Below are 17,090 nucleotides of genomic sequence, written 5' to 3'. Positions count from 1 at the left end.
CTAACGCCGGCCTGAGTTCTCAACTTGCTGCGAAGGGGGTGTGCGGGATCTGAACGGAATTTGCAATTTGCACAAATGGCCTTGCCAATAATTTGCAAATTTTCGCAATTTCGTTTCACGCGGCTGTCACGCAAGATTATGTTGCAGCCGATTCCCGGGGAGAGGACCGCCATGAAAGACATCCTGCAAGAGCTTGAAACCCGCCGTGACGCTGCGCGTGCCGGGGGTGGGGTGCGCCGGGTCGAGGCGCAGCATGCCAAGGGCAAGCTGACTGCGCGCGAACGGATTGAACTGCTGCTGGACGAAGGCTCGTTCGAGGAATTCGACATGTTCGTCCGCCACCGCTGCACCGATTTCGGCATGGAGGCCGACCGTCCGGCGGGCGATGGCGTGGTGACGGGCTGGGGTACGGTCAATGGCCGTCAGGTCTATGTCTTCAGCCAGGATTTCACGGTTTTCGGCGGATCGCTTTCGGAAACCCATGCGCAGAAGATCTGCAAGATCATGGATATGGCGGTGCAGAATGGTGCCCCGGTGATCGGGCTCAACGATTCCGGCGGCGCGCGTATCCAGGAGGGCGTTGCCTCGCTCGCCGGCTATGCCGAGGTGTTCCAGCGCAATATCATGGCCTCGGGCGTGGTGCCGCAGATCAGCGTCATCATGGGCCCCTGCGCCGGTGGCGCGGTCTACAGCCCTGCGATGACCGACTTCATCTTCATGGTGAAGGACACGTCCTACATGTTCGTGACCGGCCCCGATGTGGTGAAAACCGTGACGAATGAGGTGGTTACGGCCGAGGAACTGGGCGGGGCCTCGACCCATGCCAAGAAATCCGGCGTGGTCGATGGCGCTTTCGAAAACGATGTCGAGGCGCTGGCCGAGGTGCGGCGTCTGGTCGATTTCCTGCCGCTCAATAACCGGGAAAAGGCGCCGGTGCGCCCGTTCTTCGATGATCCGTCGCGGGTGGAAAACAGCCTTGATACGCTGATCCCTGACAATCCGAACCAGCCTTATGATATGAAAGAGCTGATCCAGAAAATCGCGGACGAGGGCGATTTTTACGAGATCCAGAAGGATTATGCGGCGAATATCATCACCGGCTTCGTGCGGATCGAAGGGCAGACCGTGGGTGTGGTCGCCAATCAGCCCATGGTGCTGGCAGGCTGTCTGGATATCGATTCCAGCCGCAAGGCCGCGCGTTTCGTGCGCTTCTGTGACGCCTTTGAAATTCCCATCCTGACGCTGGTCGACGTGCCGGGCTTCCTGCCGGGTACGGGCCAGGAATATGGCGGCGTCATCAAGCATGGTGCGAAACTGCTGTTCGCCTATGGCGAGGCGACGGTGCCGAAGGTCACGGTGATCACCCGCAAGGCCTATGGCGGCGCGTATGACGTGATGGCCTCGAAACACCTGCGCGGCGATTTCAACTATGCCTGGCCCACGGCGGAAATCGCGGTGATGGGCGCCAAGGGCGCGACCGAGATCCTGTATCGCAGCGAGCTGGGCGACAAGGAGAAGATCGCGGCGCGGACCAGGGATTACGAGGACCGTTTCGCCAATCCCTTCGTCGCGGCCGAGCGTGGTTTCATCGACGAGGTGATCATGCCGCATTCGACCCGTCGCCGCGTGGCCCGCGCCTTCGCCTCGCTGCGGGGCAAGAAGCTGGCAAACCCGTGGAAGAAGCACGATAATATCCCCCTGTAATCGCAAGCAGGGGGTGCCATGCAGCTTGATATCGACATAGGGGCCGAGGCTCAGCGACCGGAAATCCGGTCGCTGGACCTGACGGCATTCGGACCGCAGGATCTGCTCAACCTGATCCTGCAACGGTCTGAGGTGCTGTTTGACTGGCCTCAGCCCGGCCAGGTGATCAAGGCATGGAACGCCGGGGACGAGGCGCCCATTGCCGAAGCCGTAGAGAAGCTGGGCATCGAGATCGCCTATCGGGCGGCGGGCGTCATATTTGCAGAGTACACTTTGCTTGCGCCGGTTTTGCAAAAGCTGGCGCCGAAGCGCTTTGCCGATATCGGCTGCGGCTATGCGCTGTTCGATCTGTTTCTGGCGCGCGAGACCGGCTGTGACCTGCTGCTGATCGACCTGGAAAGCAACGAGCGGCGGCACTTCGGCTTTGCAAAGGACGGGGCCGCCTATTCCAGTCTTGCGACTGCACGGGCGATGCTGCTTGCAAACGGTATCGCGGCAGGGCGGATCGAGCTGCTGAACCCGCGCGACCGCGCGCCGGAAGAGGCGGGGCCGGTCGATTGTGCGGCCTCCTTCCTGTCCTGTGGCTTCCATTATCCGCTGGACCCCTATCTGCCCTTCCTGGACAAGGCGCTTGCCCCGGGTGGTGCGGCGCTGTTCGACCTGCGCGCCGGTCGCGCCGAGACGCAGCTTGCAAAGCTTCGGTCGCGCGGCGCGGTCGAGGTGCTGTCGGAGCAGCCGAAGTACCTGCGGGTGATGATGCGCAAGGGGGTGGGGCATGACGCTGCCTGACCAGACCCCCGACCCCATGCAGGAACCGGGCGAGGTGGTCCTGGTCGGGGATGCCAACCCCGTTGCCGTGCCTTCCGGCCAGCCGGTCACGCTGCTGGACGTGATCTGGAACGAGACCGGGCCCGACGGCCTGACCCTGCGGTTCCGCTTTCTGGCGCCGCAGATCGCGCGCATGGGTGGCAGTGTCGATGTCGATACGGCGACCGCTGATATCCACGCGCTGTGCGAAAGTTTTGCCCTGCCGCGGATCAGCGATTTTGGGCCTGTGCCGCAACAGGTCATCATCTCGCTGTCGGATACGGCTGTGCCTTTCGGGGAAAGTGCGCCGGAAGCCACGCAATTCTTCGAAGCCTTCGCCATTCGCGACGGGGCCTGCATCTGGGAGATGTTCTGATGTATCCACAACATCTTGCGGTATGTTCTTCATCCACTGCCCGGAATGATGTAGCCCGGACACAGCAGCCCGCTTTCGCCGGGCGCGGATGTCCTGTCTTGCGGGAAAGGGTTATGATTGCGGGGAAACGCGCATCAGCGTTTCCAACCCTGTATCGGGGGGCCGCTGCGGATTTCTCTGTCGCGGTCGTCCCGCAAGAATGGAGAAGAGAATGTCGAGCACTGCCCGTATCGCCTTCGCGCTTTGCACTGTCGCCTTCGTCGCGGCCTGCGCTGGCAAGCAAGAAGAAGTCGTCTATTCGGCTGAGCCTCAGCTCACCACCGAGCCGGTCTACACCGGCAAGTACAAGTAAGACCCCGGCGCGGGGCGGGCTGCGGTCCGCCCCCTTCGGCGCCTCCGGTCTGGGAGGCGCAACATGCTGAAACATCGTGGTTTCCCCGGTCGCATGACCGGGACGGACTTCCAGTTCACAATCCGCCGCGCCAACATGAAGGAAGGCGCGACCAAAATCATCCGGCGCGAGCGGTTCAAGGACCGCAAGAACCTTGACCGGGCGGCGGACAGCGCCTTCATGGCGGCCCTCTGGGCCTATTTCGGCGAAGAACCCTTCGAACGTGGCAATCTGGACGCTGGCCGCCTGAGCTGGCTGTTCGGGCGCGAGGTGGTTCCTGCCGAAGACCCCTTCGACCCCTCCTCCTATGACGCCTTGCTGCGGATCGACGTGCAGCGTGCCCAGGCCTCGTTCCCCGAGATCTTTGCCCCCGAGGCAGAGCCCTATGATCTCGACGACTGGGACGAAGAGGACGATTGAGCATGATTTCGCGCAACCCCATGGTTTTCCGGCAAATCTCCGCGCAAGCGGAGGTGGAGGGCGCTTTTGCCTTTGCCTGTGGCCATGGGCTGCCGCATCTTCTGCCTGCCGATGTGGCTGTCCCCGGCCATGTCGGCATCCGGGCCTCGCGCCAGGAGTGTGACCCTTCCCCATCTCGGCCGTCCGTTCCCGCGCGGGGCGGGCGGTCTCTTTTTGTCGCAAGACATCGGCAAGGCTTTGCCTGCGGCGCGGCCGTTCGCGCATTTCCCGACTGGTCGCCGTTCACGGTTGCGCTAGACTTACTCCATAACGAGACCGCTCATGGAGGCCGAGCAAAATGCGTATCACTTCCCTTCTCGCCAGCGGCGCGCTGGTTCTTGTCGTCGCGGGCTGCGTGCAGTCGCAGCCGTCGAATGGCTACTACGGTCAGCCGTCCAACCCGCTGCAAACCCAGGGCGGCCGCGCCGTCGCAGGCGCAGTCGTCGGTGCCGCCATTGCCGATGCGACCGATGAAAACATGGTTGCCGGGGCTGCGCTTGGCGCGCTGGCCGGTGGCGCATCCTGCGGCGTTGCCGGGCTGCCGGCCTGCTACTGATCTGACCGCCGCTTTCGCGGCGTCTGAACCTGTCACCAGGGCCAGTCGGGGTATCCCCCGGCTGGCCCTTCGTTTTTGAGCTGCCGCGCACGCTGGCCCGCGTGCCGTTGAGGGAAGGAAGCCGAATGTTCAAGAAGATCCTGATCGCCAACCGGGGCGAGATCGCCTGCCGCGTGATCAAGACCGCCCGCAAGATGGGTATCAAGACGGTTGCCGTCTATTCGGACGCCGACCGCAACGCACTGCATGTCAAGATGGCCGACGAGGCGGTGCATATCGGCCCGCCGCCCGCCAACCAGTCTTACATCGTGATCGACAAGATCATGGACGCCATTCGCCAGACCGGGGCCGAGGCGGTGCATCCGGGCTATGGCTTCCTGTCCGAACGCATGGATTTCGCGGCGGCGCTGGAGGCCGAGGGCGTGATCTTCGTCGGCCCGCCGAGCCCGGCCATCGAGGCGATGGGCGACAAGATCACCTCGAAGAAGATCGCCATGGAGGCGGGCGTGAACACCGTTCCGGGGTACATGGGCCTGATCGCCGATCCCGACGAGGCGGTGAAGATTTCCAGCGAGATCGGCTATCCGGTGATGATCAAGGCCAGCGCGGGCGGCGGTGGCAAGGGCATGCGCATCGCGTGGAATGATCAGGAAGCGCGCGAAGGCTTCGAGTCCTCGAAGAATGAGGCGGCCAACAGCTTTGGCGACGACCGTATCTTCATCGAGAAATTCGTGACCCAGCCGCGCCACATCGAAATTCAGGTGCTGGCCGACAAGCATGGCAATGCGGTCTACCTGCACGAACGCGAATGCTCGATCCAGCGGCGGAACCAGAAGGTGATTGAGGAAGCGCCGTCGCCTTTCCTTGATGAGGCCACCCGCAAGGCCATGGGCGAACAGGCGGTCGCGCTGGCGAAGGCCGTGGGCTATACCAGCGCGGGCACCGTCGAGTTCATCGTGGACGGCAACCGCAACTTCTATTTCCTCGAGATGAACACCCGCCTTCAGGTGGAACATCCGGTGACGGAACTGATCACCGGCGTTGATCTGGTGGAACAGATGATCCGCGTCGCGAATGGCGAGCCGCTGCCGTTCAGGCAGGAAGATCTGAAGATCAACGGCTGGGCGATGGAAAGCCGCCTTTATGCTGAAGACCCCTATCGCAACTTCCTGCCCTCCATCGGGCGGCTGACCCGCTACCGTCCGCCGGTCGAGGGCGAAACCGCGCGCGGTGGCATCGTGCGCAATGATACCGGCGTCTTTGAGGGCGGCGAGATCAGCATGTATTACGACCCGATGATCGCCAAGCTCTGTTCCTGGGGGCCAACGCGCGAGGCCGCCATCGAGGAAATGCGGCTGGCACTGGACACGTTCGAGGTGGAAGGCATCGGCCATAACCTGCCGTTCTGCTCGGCGGTGATGGATCACCCGCGCTTCACCAGCGGCAATATCACCACCGCTTTCATCGCCGAGGAATATCCCGAAGGTTTCAACGGGGTGACGCTGGATGAGGCCATGCTGCGCCGTGTCGTGGCGGCGACGGCGGCGATGAACCGCGTGGCCGAGATTCGCCGCACCAAGATTTCCGGCACGATGGACAACCACGAACGCCGCGTCGGCGACGACTGGGTGGTCAGCCTGCAAGGCACGGCCTTCCCGGTGCAGATCGCGGCTGATAAGGCCGGTTCGACCGTGACCTTCGAGGATGGCCATGCCATGCGCGTCGAAAGCGACTGGACGCCGGGGCAGCCGCTGGCCCGCCTGACGGTCGAGGGCGCGCCGCTGGTGCTGAAGGTCGGCAAGATCCCGATGGGCTTCCGCATCCGGGTGCGCGGTGCCGATCTGAAAGTCCATGTGCGCAGCCCGCGCCAGCACGATCTGGCCCTGCTGATGCCGGAAAAACTGCCGCCGGATACCTCGAAATTCCTGCTGTGCCCGATGCCGGGTCTGGTGGTGAAGATCAGCGTCGAGGAAGGCCAGGAAGTGCAGGAAGGGCAGGCGCTGGCGACGGTCGAGGCGATGAAGATGGAAAACATCCTCAAGGCCGAGCGCCGGGGCGTGGTGAAGAAGATCAATGCCGCCGCCGGGGCCAGCCTCAAGGTCGATGATGTGATCATGGAGTTCGAATAAGGTGGCGCGCGGCGTCATGGCATACCGGCTTCGGGCTGGAATTGAGTTCCCATTTTGTTCTATAATGGGGCGTCAACTCCTGTCCGGGTCGTCCTGCCATGACGCTGCGCGTTTCCACCCTGTTCTTCGACATGAACAGTTTCTACGCCTCGGTCGCGCAGGCCGAGGAACCGGCGCTGATGGGGCGCCCGGTGGGTGTTCTGACGACGGATGCGCCGGGCGCGGCCTGTATCGCGGCCAGCATCGACGCCAAGCGCCGGGGCGTCGGCATGGGCACACGGCAGGACGAGGCGCGCAGGCTTTGCCCCGGCATCGTCTTTCGCCCGGTGAAGCACGATGTCTGCGTGCGCTATCACCATGCCATCCTGCAAGCCGTGGAAACTGTGCTGCCGATCCATCGGGTCTGGTCGATCGACGAATGTTCGTGCCTTCTGACCGGCTCGCAGCAGGAACTGTCGCGGGCCATGCAGATCGGGCACGATCTGCAACAGGCGGTGCTGGATCGGGTCAGCCCGGCGCTGCGCTGCTCTGTCGGGTTGGCGCCGACGCGATTGCTGGCGAAACTGGCCGCCGGGCTGGAAAAGCCGGGCGGGTTGCACTGGCTGTTGCCGCATGTGCTGCCCGACCGGCTGGCGCATCTGGCGCTGGACGATCTGCCGGGCGTGTCCTGGCGGATGAAGGCGCGGCTGGAGGCGGCGGGGATCACGGATGTGCCTGCACTTTACCATCTGGACCCGAAGCGCGCACGGGCGATCTGGGGCAATGTGGCGGGCGAACGGTTTCTGCGCGAATTGCGCGGCGAAACCGTGGTCTGGCCGGAAACCCATCGCGGCATGATCGGCCATGGCCAGGTGCTGACCGCGGGCAACAAGACGCCCGAGGGCGCGCGTCTGGTGGCGCGGCGCCTGCTGGTGAAGGCTGCGGCGCGGCTGAGGCGCGAAGGCTTCCATGCCCGCAGCCTGCATCTGAGCGTGAAATGCGCCGAGGCGGGCTATATCGGCCATGGCGGCGACATCCGCGCGACGCAGGATACTTTTTTCCTGCTGGAGGTGCTGGGCCGCTACTGGACGGCGCTGCCACCACACCGGCCGCTGTCGGTTTCGGTCACGCTGGGTGGTCTGGTGCCGGATGCCGGGGTTTCGGCGGATCTGTTCGCCCCGGCGCAGGACCGGCGCGCGCTTTGCGCGGTGGTGGATCGTCTGAACCAGCGCTTCGGGCAGGATACCGTGCGCTATGGCCAGCTGCCGCCGCATCATGTGCCCTATACCGGCGCCAAGATCGCCTTCGGGCGCATCCCCACCGCCGAGGATTTTCTGGAATAGGCGCTGGCCCTGACCGGCAGCCATTTTGCATCGGTGCGTTCGCACGCGCCGCAACTCCCTGTGCCGGTGCCCATCCGGCAGAAGCCAAGGACGAGAGCCATGACTGACCCGATCGAAACCTGGCGCAAGGTCGCCGAGAAGGAACTCAAGGGCAAAAGCCCGGACAGCCTGAACTGGCAGACGCTGGAAGGAATTACCGTCAAGCCGCTTTACACGGCGGAAGACACGGCAAACCTGCCGCATATGGGCACGCTGCCGGGCAGCGCCCCCTTCACCCGCGGCGTGCGGGCGACGATGTATGCGGGACGTCCCTGGACGATCCGGCAATATGCGGGCTTCTCTACCGCCGAGGAATCGAATGCCTTCTACCGCAAGGCGCTGGCCGCCGGGCAGCAGGGCGTCTCGGTCGCCTTCGACCTCGCCACCCATCGCGGCTATGACAGCGATCACCCGCGCGTGGTGGGCGATGTGGGCAAGGCGGGCGTGGCCATCGACTCGGTCGAGGACATGAAGATCCTGTTCAATGGCATCCCGCTGGAAAAGATCAGCGTTTCCATGACGATGAACGGCGCGGTCATCCCGATCCTCGCCAATTTCATCGTGACGGGCGAGGAACAGGGCGTGGACCGCAGCCTGCTGTCGGGCACGATCCAGAACGATATCCTGAAAGAGTTCATGGTTCGGAACACCTATGTCTATCCGCCCGAACCCTCGATGCGGATCATCGCCGACATCATCGAATACACGTCGAAAGAGATGCCGAAGTTCAACTCCATCTCGATCTCCGGCTATCACATGCAGGAGGCGGGCGCGAACCTCGTGCAGGAACTGGCCTATACGCTGGCCGACGGGCGCGAATATGTGCGCGCGGCGCTGGCGCGCGGCATGAATGTCGATGATTTCGCCGGGCGGCTGTCGTTCTTCTTTGCCATCGGCATGAATTTCTTCATGGAGGCCGCGAAGCTGCGCGCCGCGCGTCTGCTGTGGCACCGCATCATGGCGGAATTCGAGCCGAAGAAATCGGGTAGCCTGATGCTGCGCACCCATTGTCAGACCTCGGGCGTGTCCTTGCAGGAGCAAGACCCCTACAATAACGTCATCCGCACCGCCTATGAGGCGATGGCGGCGGCGCTGGGGGGGACACAGTCGCTCCATACCAATGCGCTGGACGAGGCGATTGCCCTGCCGACCGAATTTTCTGCCCGCATCGCGCGGAATACCCAGCTGATCCTGCAGGAGGAAACCGGCATCACCCATGTCGTCGATCCGCTGGCGGGATCTTACTATGTCGAAAGCCTGACGGCGGAACTGGCGGAAAAAGCCTGGGCGCTGATCGAGGAAGTCGAGGCGATGGGCGGCATGACCAAGGCCGTGGCTTCGGGCATGCCCAAGCTGCGCATCGAGGAATCGGCGGCGCGGCGTCAGGCCATGATCGACCGGGGCGAAGAGGTCATCGTCGGCGTCAACAAGTACCGCAAGGACAAGGAAGAGCCGATCGACATTCTCGACATCGACAATATCGCGGTGCGCGAGGCGCAGATCGCACGGCTGAAAGCCACCCGCGCTGCGCGGGACGAGGCGAAGGCACAGGCCGCGCTGGCCGAGCTTGGCCGCCGCGCCGCCGAGGGCGGCAACCTTCTGGAAGCCGCGGTCGAGGCCGCCCGCGCCCGTGCATCGGTAGGGGAGATCAGCGACGCCATGGAAAAAGTGTTCGGCCGCCACCGCGCGGAAGTGAAAACCCTCGCCGGGGTCTACGGTGCCGCCTATGAGGGCGACGACGGCTTTGCCCAGATCCAGAAGGATGTTGACGCCTTCGCCGAGGCCGAGGGCCGCCGCCCGCGCATGCTGGTGGTGAAGATGGGGCAGGACGGTCACGACCGGGGCGCCAAGGTCATTGCCACCGCCTTTGCCGATATCGGCTTTGACGTTGATGTGGGGCCGCTGTTCCAGACCCCGGAAGAGGCGGCGCAGGATGCCGTGGACAATGACGTGCATATCGTCGGCATCTCCAGCCAGGCGGCGGGCCACAAGACGCTGGCACCGAAGCTGGTCGAGGCGCTGAAGGCCAAGGGTGCGGGCGACATCATCGTGATCTGCGGTGGCGTCATTCCGCAGCAGGACTATGATTTCCTGTACAAGAGCGGCGTGAAGGCGATCTTTGGCCCTGGCACCAACATCCCCAACGCGGCGCGCGATATCCTGAAGCTGATCGGCGAAGCGCGCGGCTGATACGAGAGGAGGGGGGCTGTCTGCCCCCCTCTTGGCCTTGCGGCCAATTCACCCCCCGAGGATATTTGGGCCAAGATGAAATCGGGGCCGTTTCAGGCTCAGAGTTCGATTTCGGGGCCTTCGGGCAGGGTCGGGGGCTTGGGCAGGTCGGGTTTGCGGCGGATGAGGATGTCGCCGTTCGGCAGCTTTTCCGGCATTTCGTAATTGCGGAAATCGCCCATCAGCTCGACCAGCTTCTGCAATTCGGGTTGCAGGTCGCGCAGGCTGTCCTGCATCTGGTTCAGTTCGGGTCCGATCTCGTTCATCAGGCCACGCAGAAACAGCTCGGCCCCGCGCTTCATCAGGCCGGGGTCGGTTTCTTCCGTCTCCTGGGCCTGGGCAGGGCCAAGCGCGAGGACGAGGAACAGGGGGGCGAGCCAACGGGTCATGCCCTGAATATAGGGCAGTGCGGCCAAGGCTCAAAGAGGCAGGTCGAGCGTGACCGGAAAATGATCGGAGGCGGTCAGCAGCGCGTCGCGCAATTCCGGCACCGCCCAGCATTTCGGATCGTTCAGCGGATGCCAGATTCGCCAGTGGGGCTGGCGTGCGGTGAGGCCGGGCGAGACCATGATGAAATCCAGCAGCGCCTCGAAATAGCGTTCGTGTTCAGTGCTGTAGAACCGCGCGGTCGTGGGATGCAGCCGGCTTTCCACCGCCATCTGCGCATGCAGGTCGCGCATTTGCCGGTCGCGCGGGCAGCCCACGCCCATCACCACCTCGACGCCGGAGGTGCCGAAGAGCTTTTCATATTCGTCAAGACCGGGGCCATCGTTGAAATCGCCCAGCACGATCAGATCGTCGTGGCGATCCAGATGTTCGTCGACTCTTTCGCGCAGCCAGATACATTCGGCCAATTGCTTGCGGCGGTTTTCAATGGCGATGCGGCGCGCCTCGTCCAGATGGCGGGCGCCATGCGGGGCCTTGGATTTCACATGCACGCCGATCAGCCGCAGTCTGTGCCGCCCGACGGTGACGGCAAGTTCCAGCGGTGGCTTCGAGGGGCGGATCGGTTCGGCCACGCCGTCGCCATCCAGATCACGGCGAAAGGTGCCATCGAAGGTGGGGTTGCCTTGCGGATCGTGGCGTGCGGTCAGGCGGTCGGGATCGAAGAGGAAGCTGATTTCCTGTTCCGTCTCGGATTTGAAGCCGGTGACGGCACGTCGGGCGCGCAGCCCGTAGAGCGCGGCAAAGCGTTCCAGCGCGCGGGTGGAACTGCGGTGGCCGTTGGTATCGGGCGCCTCGATCACCATGATGCCGTCGGCATCCAGTGCGGAGAACACGATCCCCAGCGCGGCCAGCTGGTCGCCCCGCGTCACGCCATAGCGGTGCGCGGGTTCACTGTCTTCCAGCGGGCGGCCGGTATCATCGAACAGCGCATTGAACCATTCGACATTATAGGTCGCCAGGCGGAAGGGTCGGCGCGGATGGCTCATGCCGCCTCGCGCGCCGCGATTTCCTCCCATGCGGCGTTGACGGCAATCAGGCGGCGTTCGGCCATCTTTACCGCCTCTTCCGGAACACCACGGGCCATCAGGCGGTCGGGGTGGCTGTCGCGCACGGCGGTTTTCCACGCGCTGCGCGCCTCGTCCAGCGTGGCATTGGCGGGCAGGCCCAGTACGTCATAGGGGTCGCGCGGTGCCTCGGGTACATAGCGGGCGCGGATGGCGCGGAAACAGGCCTCGCCCAGACCGAAGATACGGGCGACATCGGCAAGAAATTCATCTTCGCGCGGGTGATAGTGGCCGTCAGCGACCGAGATGTGGAACAACCCTTCCATCAGATCCACCAGCACCTTGCGATCACCCTCGAACATGGCGGCGATCTTGCGGGCGTAGATGTCATATCCGGCGACATCCTGCCGGGCGAGGTTGAACACCCGCGCGGCATGCGGCTCTTCCCCCGGCGGGACGTGAAAGACCTGCCGGAAGGCCGCGACCTCGTTGCGTGTCACCTCGCCATCGGCCTTGGCCATCTTGGCGCCAAGCGCGATCACCGCGATGGTGAAGGCCACCGTACGTTCGGGGCAGGCTTCGGGCGGGTGGCGCAGGCGGTCGAAGACGGTGCCAAGGCCCTCGCCCTGCGCCAGTGCGGCTATTGCCTCGTATATCCGGGTCCAGATCGACATGGCGGCAGGATAGCGGTGAAAACCCAAGCTGTCAGGTCAAGATTTTTTGCATGAGCCACAGATCCCAGTAGCGGCCGAATTTCCAGCCTGCCTCGGACACGGTGCCGACAAGGCGGTAGCCGAGTGCCGCGTGGAAATCGCGCCCCGCCGGATTGCCGCTGGAAACGCCTGCCACCATGATATGATGACCGGCGGCGCGGGCGTGATCTTCCACTTCCTGCATCAGGGCGCGACCAAGACCGTGGCCGCGTGCGGTATCCGACAGGATGACGGTATGTTCCATGCTGCGGGCGTAACCGTTGCCGCCCCGGAACTGGCCGTAGGTGGCAAAGCCAACGGGGCGGCCCTCGGCCAGTGCGGTAAAGAAGCCGTGACCGGCGGCGATGCGGGCGGCGTGATAGTCGCGCATCGCGGTCTCGGTCTTCTCCTCGGAAGAGAAGGTGACGGCCGTGTCGCGGATCAGCGGGTTCCAGAAGGCGCGGATCGGCTCCAGATCGGCCGCGCAGGTCGGACGGATCATTCCAGCACGCGCAGGCCAGAGGGGGTGTCGAAGCTGGCGCGCATCGCCGGTTCGCCTGGCACGATAACTACGCGCGGGTCGTTGATCAGCGGAGCCAGGGTCGCTGTCAGGGCCGGTGCGTCGGGGCTGGCGATTTCAAGCCGGCGCAAGCGAAGGCCGCTGTCGGGCAGGCGTTGCACCGGATGCAGGCTGCCCTGCCATTCGATCAGCGCAGGAAAGGCATTGGTGAAGGGCAGGATGCCGGTTTCCGGCACGGCCATGCGCCAGCGCAGATCGCCGCGCGCCAGTGCGACGGGCATGCCGGTGCCGGGCGGGCAGGCGGCCAGTGCAGCCTCCAGATCATCGGTGCGGCAGATCCAGTTGGTCAGGCGCGGGCGGCCTGCGAAACGGTCGAGGTCGAACCAGCGCGGGAAGGCGGGCGCCGGTGCAGCGGGGTCGATGGCGATAGCCTCGAAATACAGATCCCCCAGCCCGAGCAGCCGGTTATGCGTCGCCATCAGCGGATGCTGCCCCCCACCGGCGAGTGGCACCCCCAGCGCAGCCTCGACATGGGCCACGCCCGCTTCCAGCGTCTCTGCCGCGAGGGCGATGTGATCGAAGGTCAGCATGTTTACGCCAGCGTGATCTTGGGTTTGGCTTTCAGCGCCACCACCAGCGCGTTGAAGCGCGCCTGCGCCACCTCGCCCATCAGGCCGACACCGCGTTCAGTCAGCTTCAGTTCCAGCACCTTCTTGCGCGGCGACCAGTGCAGGCTGCCGGCTTCTTCCGGGCGGTCGGTCGAGAACATGGCGCCAAAGCGCATCGCTTTGCCCAGAACCTCGGCCTCGATGATCTCCTCGTCGGTCAGCAGGCGGAACAGCGGCTCCATCCGGCTGCCGGTACGGCTGTTCTTGTAGCGGTGGAGCAGCGCGAGCCCCAGAAACACCCGGCCCGGATGATCCAGCCCGCCCAGGTTGGCGCGGGTGGCATTGTCGAAACAGGCTTCCGCCCGGTAGTCAGGATGCGCGCGCCATGTGGTGTCATGCAGCAGACAGGCGGCCTTGATCAGGCGCTGCCGTTCGTCGCTGGCTTCGCGGAAGATCGGCAGGATGAAATTGTAAAGCTTCTTGCCGAAGCCGGGGATGCGGGCCTGAGTCGCCTCTGCGGCGCGGGCGGCCTCGATCAGCGGGTCGCGGGCGCGCAGGCGCGCGGGCATCTGTTCATACAGCAGCCCCTCACGGATGCCGTAAGAGGAAATGTCGATCTCCGAGGGCCGGAACACCGTGACCAGTTCGCGCAGAACCTCGCAGGCCAGCGGCAGCAGTTCCATCCGCTCGGCGCTGGTGCCAGTATGGGCGCGCAGCAGATTGAGGTCGGACGCCGCGATCCAGTCCAGCGTGTCGATGACCGAGGCAGGGGTCATGCGATATTCGTGCAGCACGGTCAGCGGGTAGTTGCGGCGTTCCATGTCCAGCCGCGCGATGACCCGCCATGATCCGCCGACCAGATAGATGCGTTCGTTCTTGCTGTCCAACTCGCCCTGCATGCGGCGCAGGACTTTCTGGATATGCTCGCGCCGCTTCTTCGGCCCGCCCTCCACCTGTTGCAGGCGGAACGGGCCAAGGGGCGAGGTCATGCGTTTGCCGACCGTGCCGCCACCGATCCGCGCCAGTTCCATCGAGTTGCCGCCGATGTCGCAGACGATCCCCTGGGCGCCGGGCCAGCCCAGAAGCACGCCCTGCGCCGACAGCCGCGCCTCTTCCGACCCGTCGATGACATGGATATGCAGGCCGGTCTCGCGCTCCACCAACTCGCGGAAGGCGGGACCGTCCTCGGCCTCGCGCATGGCGGCGGTGGCCACCACGGTCAGGGGGGCGATCTTCATGCCTTCGGCGAGAAGGGCAAAGCGTTTCAGCGCGGCAAGGGCACGCTTGGCGCCCTCGGGGTTCAGCTTGCCGGTTTCGGCCAGCGCCTTGCCCAGGCCCGCCATCACCTTTTCATTGTAGAAATAGGCGGGGCTGCGGGCGGCCCCGTCAAACACCACCATCCGGACCGAGTTCGATCCGACATCGACCACCCCGACCCGACTGACCGCCCGCGCCGATGGATCGTTGAACAGCGGGCGGTCAAACAGTCGGCCGTCTTCGGCCATGTCGGCGGTTTTGGCGTCTGCTGCCATGGGCGTCCCTTCCTCGGTCTGCGCCAGACCTTGCCGCCAAGGCGGCGGTCAGGTCAAGGCTTGCCACGCCGCTCAGGCGGGCGTTTCGTCGCGGGGCCGGGCCAGCCGCGGCACATCCTTGGCCCCGGCGGTGCCCCGCCCGGACAGAGACGGGTTTTCCATGAAGAATTTGTGACAACTGAACAGGTTATCATCGGCCGTAGTCAATTGCCGGCTATAGTGGCCATCGCCATGCAGCACCCAGCTTTGCGCCTCATCCGCCAGATTGGCGGCCATGATCTGCCCCATGATCTGATTTTTCACCGTGGGGTTCGTGGTCTCGACCAGCGTCTCGACCCGACGGCTGAGATTGCGGCCCATCCAGTCGGCCGAGGACAGGAACACCCGCGCCTGTTTCGAGGGCAGGCTGCCGCCATTGCCGAAACAGACGATCCGGCTGTGTTCAAGGAAGCGGCCGACCACCGATTTGACGCGGATGTTTTCCGACAGGCCCTTCACGCCGGGGCGCAGGCCGCAGATGCCGCGCACGACGAGGCTGATCCGCACCCCGGCCTGACTTGCGGCATAAAGCGCGTCGATGACCTCGGGTTCGATCAGGCTGTTGAGCTTGATCCAGATTTCGGCCGGTCGGCCTGCGCTGGCATGTTCGGCCTCGGCGCGGATCATCTCCAGCAGGCGGGGTTTCAGAGTCATCGGTGCGATGGCGATGTTTTCCAGCCCCTGCGGCTGCACATAGCCCGACAGGTAATTGAACACCTTGGTTGCATCACGCCCCAAGGCCGCATCACAGGTGAAGAACGAAAGGTCGGTATAGATCCGGGCGGTGATCGGGTGATAATTGCCGGTGCCGTAATGGGTATAGGTCACCAGATTTTCTCCCTCACGCCGCACGACGGTGCTGATTTTCGCATGGGTTTTCAGATGCATGAATCCGTAGACCACATGCGCGCCCGCGCGCTCCAGACGGCGCGACTGCCGGATGTTCGCCGCCTCGTCGAAGCGGGCTTTCAACTCGACCAGCGCGGTGACCGATTTCCCGGCCTCCGCCGCCTCGCACAGGGCCGATACGATCGGGCTGTCCCAACTGGTGCGGTAAAGCGTCTGCTTGATCGCCAGAACATTGGGATCCCGCGCCGCCTGTTCCAGAAAACGGATCACCATGTCGAAGGTTTCGTAAGGGTGATGCAGCAGCATGTCCTTCTGCCGGATCGCGGCAAACATGTCGCCCTCGTGATCCTGCACCCGTTCCGGCACGCGCGGCGTGAAAGAGGGCCACAGCAGGTCGGGGCGCGAGGACAGCACCAGTTCCTTCAGATCGGCCACGCCCAGCAGGCCGCGCACCTCCACCACCTCATCGGGAATGACGTGGAGTTCGTCCATGATCAGCGATTTCAGTTCCGGGGGGGCTCCGGCACTGATCTTCATGCGGATCACCTCGCCCCGGCGGCGGCGTTTCAGCGCGGTCTCGAAGCTGCGTACCAGATCCTCGGCCTCGTCCTCCACCTCCAGATCACTGTCGCGCAGCACCCGGAAGGCGCAATGGCCGCGGTCGACATAGCCGGGGAACAGCATGTCGAGATGCAGCAGCAGCAGTTCCTCCAGCGGCAGGAATCGGCTTTCGCCCTCGCGCCCCGGCAGCGAAACGAAACGCGCCACCTGTTGCGGGATCGGCAGCAGCGCCTGCAAGGCCCGCCGGTCGGTCGCGCGTTCCAGTTGCAGTGCAAGGCAGAAGCCGGTGTTCGGAATGAAGGGGAAGGGGTGCGCCGGGTCGATAGCCAAGGGCGACAACACCGGAAATACCTTGTGGAGGAAATGATCCTCCAGCAGCTTGTGATCGCGCGCCGTCAGTTTGGAGCGGGTCAGAATCTCGATCCCCGCCGCTTCCATCTCGCGCTTCAGTTTCTTGTAGGTGATCTGCTGCATCTTCATCAGACGCCGCGCATCGTCATTGATCAGCCGCAACTGTTCAGTCGGGGTGCGGCCGTCTTCCGACAGGGTGGGGGTGCCGTTGCGCACCATGGCGCGCAGACCGGCCACGCGGACGGTATAGAATTCATCAAGGTTGGTGGCCGAGATCGACAGGAAGCGCAGCCGTTCCAGCAGCGGCACCAGCGGATTTGCCGCTTCCTCCAGCACGCGCCAGTTGAAGGCGAGCCAGCTGAGTTCGCGATTGAAAAAACGGCGCGGGCCAGTGGTTTCGGCCTCGCAAAGCTCGACCGGGGTTTCAAAAGGGGACTTGAGAAAATCTGCCTGTGTCATCTGCTTGCTTTATGTC

The 17,090-nt window shown here is 64.2% G+C and carries 16 protein-coding genes; 9 read left to right on the top strand and 7 right to left on the bottom strand.

The features are described from left to right. The first annotated feature begins 171 nt into the window (after window positions 1-171). The 9 genes from C8N34_RS02515 (at window position 172) to scpA (ending at window position 9,973) form a co-directional block, all read left to right on the top strand. Window positions 172-1,704 (top strand): acyl-CoA carboxylase subunit beta, encoded by a 1,533-nt coding sequence (locus C8N34_RS02515; RefSeq protein WP_108127323.1) that lies wholly within the window; start codon window positions 172-174, stop codon window positions 1,702-1,704. Window positions 1,705-1,722: 18 nt separating this feature from the next. Beyond that, on the top strand, window positions 1,723-2,493 hold the full coding sequence (locus C8N34_RS02510; protein ID WP_054304509.1) for a class I SAM-dependent methyltransferase: 771 nt from the start codon (window positions 1,723-1,725) through the stop codon (window positions 2,491-2,493). Continuing rightward, a complete protein-coding gene (locus C8N34_RS02505; protein ID WP_242013753.1) occupies window positions 2,480-2,887 on the top strand; it encodes a DUF6497 family protein in 408 nt (135 codons plus the stop codon). The genes C8N34_RS02510 and C8N34_RS02505 overlap by 14 nt, the downstream gene beginning before the upstream one ends. 211 nt (window positions 2,888-3,098) lie before the next feature. Continuing rightward, on the top strand, window positions 3,099-3,239 hold the full coding sequence (locus C8N34_RS26150) for a hypothetical protein (protein ID WP_170120522.1): 141 nt from the start codon (window positions 3,099-3,101) through the stop codon (window positions 3,237-3,239). A 63-nt stretch (window positions 3,240-3,302) separates the two neighbouring features. Continuing rightward, window positions 3,303-3,698 carry a hypothetical protein gene (locus tag C8N34_RS02500; RefSeq protein ID WP_054304508.1) on the top strand — a complete coding sequence of 132 codons (396 nt, stop codon included), beginning with the start codon at window positions 3,303-3,305 and terminating at the stop codon, window positions 3,696-3,698. A 337-nt stretch (window positions 3,699-4,035) separates the two neighbouring features. Then, window positions 4,036-4,293 carry a hypothetical protein gene (locus C8N34_RS02495; RefSeq protein ID WP_054304507.1) on the top strand — a complete coding sequence of 86 codons (258 nt, stop codon included), beginning with the start codon at window positions 4,036-4,038 and terminating at the stop codon, window positions 4,291-4,293. Between the two features lie 125 nt (window positions 4,294-4,418). Then, window positions 4,419-6,422: an acetyl-CoA carboxylase biotin carboxylase subunit gene (locus C8N34_RS02490; protein ID WP_054304506.1), complete on the top strand. Its 2,004-nt coding sequence runs from the start codon at window positions 4,419-4,421 to the stop codon at window positions 6,420-6,422. 98 nt (window positions 6,423-6,520) lie between these two features. Beyond that, on the top strand, window positions 6,521-7,744 hold the full coding sequence (locus C8N34_RS02485; protein ID WP_108127321.1) for a Y-family DNA polymerase: 1,224 nt from the start codon (window positions 6,521-6,523) through the stop codon (window positions 7,742-7,744). A 99-nt stretch (window positions 7,745-7,843) separates the two neighbouring features. Continuing rightward, window positions 7,844-9,973: a methylmalonyl-CoA mutase gene (gene scpA / locus C8N34_RS02480; protein ID WP_054304504.1), complete on the top strand. Its 2,130-nt coding sequence runs from the start codon at window positions 7,844-7,846 to the stop codon at window positions 9,971-9,973. 98 nt (window positions 9,974-10,071) lie between these two features. Here scpA and C8N34_RS02475 read toward each other — a convergent pair whose 3' ends face one another. From C8N34_RS02475 to C8N34_RS02445, 7 genes are all read right to left on the bottom strand, one after another. Beyond that, window positions 10,072-10,401: an AAA+ family ATPase gene (locus C8N34_RS02475; protein WP_108127319.1), complete on the bottom strand. Its 330-nt coding sequence runs from the start codon at window positions 10,399-10,401 to the stop codon at window positions 10,072-10,074. A gap of 30 nt (window positions 10,402-10,431) precedes the next feature. Beyond that, window positions 10,432-11,445 carry an endonuclease/exonuclease/phosphatase family protein gene (locus C8N34_RS02470; RefSeq protein ID WP_108127317.1) on the bottom strand — a complete coding sequence of 338 codons (1,014 nt, stop codon included), beginning with the start codon at window positions 11,443-11,445 and terminating at the stop codon, window positions 10,432-10,434. Next, window positions 11,442-12,137 carry a molecular chaperone DjiA gene (locus C8N34_RS02465; protein ID WP_054301171.1) on the bottom strand — a complete coding sequence of 232 codons (696 nt, stop codon included), beginning with the start codon at window positions 12,135-12,137 and terminating at the stop codon, window positions 11,442-11,444. Before C8N34_RS02465 ends, C8N34_RS02470 begins: the two co-directional genes overlap by 4 nt. Window positions 12,138-12,168: 31 nt before the next feature. Further along, window positions 12,169-12,657 (bottom strand): GNAT family N-acetyltransferase, encoded by a 489-nt coding sequence (locus tag C8N34_RS02460; RefSeq protein WP_108127315.1) that lies wholly within the window; start codon window positions 12,655-12,657, stop codon window positions 12,169-12,171. Then, window positions 12,654-13,265 (bottom strand): VOC family protein, encoded by a 612-nt coding sequence (locus C8N34_RS02455; protein WP_108127313.1) that lies wholly within the window; start codon window positions 13,263-13,265, stop codon window positions 12,654-12,656. The genes C8N34_RS02460 and C8N34_RS02455 overlap by 4 nt, the downstream gene beginning before the upstream one ends. A gap of 2 nt (window positions 13,266-13,267) precedes the next feature. Further along, entirely contained in the window at window positions 13,268-14,815 is a 1,548-nt protein-coding gene (locus tag C8N34_RS02450; RefSeq protein ID WP_229825265.1) for a Ppx/GppA family phosphatase, read from the bottom strand. Window positions 14,816-14,887: 72 nt separating this feature from the next. Next, entirely contained in the window at window positions 14,888-17,074 is a 2,187-nt protein-coding gene (locus C8N34_RS02445) for an RNA degradosome polyphosphate kinase (protein WP_108127311.1), read from the bottom strand. Window positions 17,075-17,090: the final 16 nt, after the last annotated feature.

The sequence above is a fragment of the Gemmobacter caeni genome, from assembly GCF_003054195.1.
Taxonomy (GTDB): Bacteria; Pseudomonadota; Alphaproteobacteria; order Rhodobacterales; family Rhodobacteraceae; genus Gemmobacter; species Gemmobacter caeni.
The sequence above is the reverse complement of the archived record's forward strand: the minus strand, read 5'-3'. Positions and strand labels throughout refer to the sequence as shown.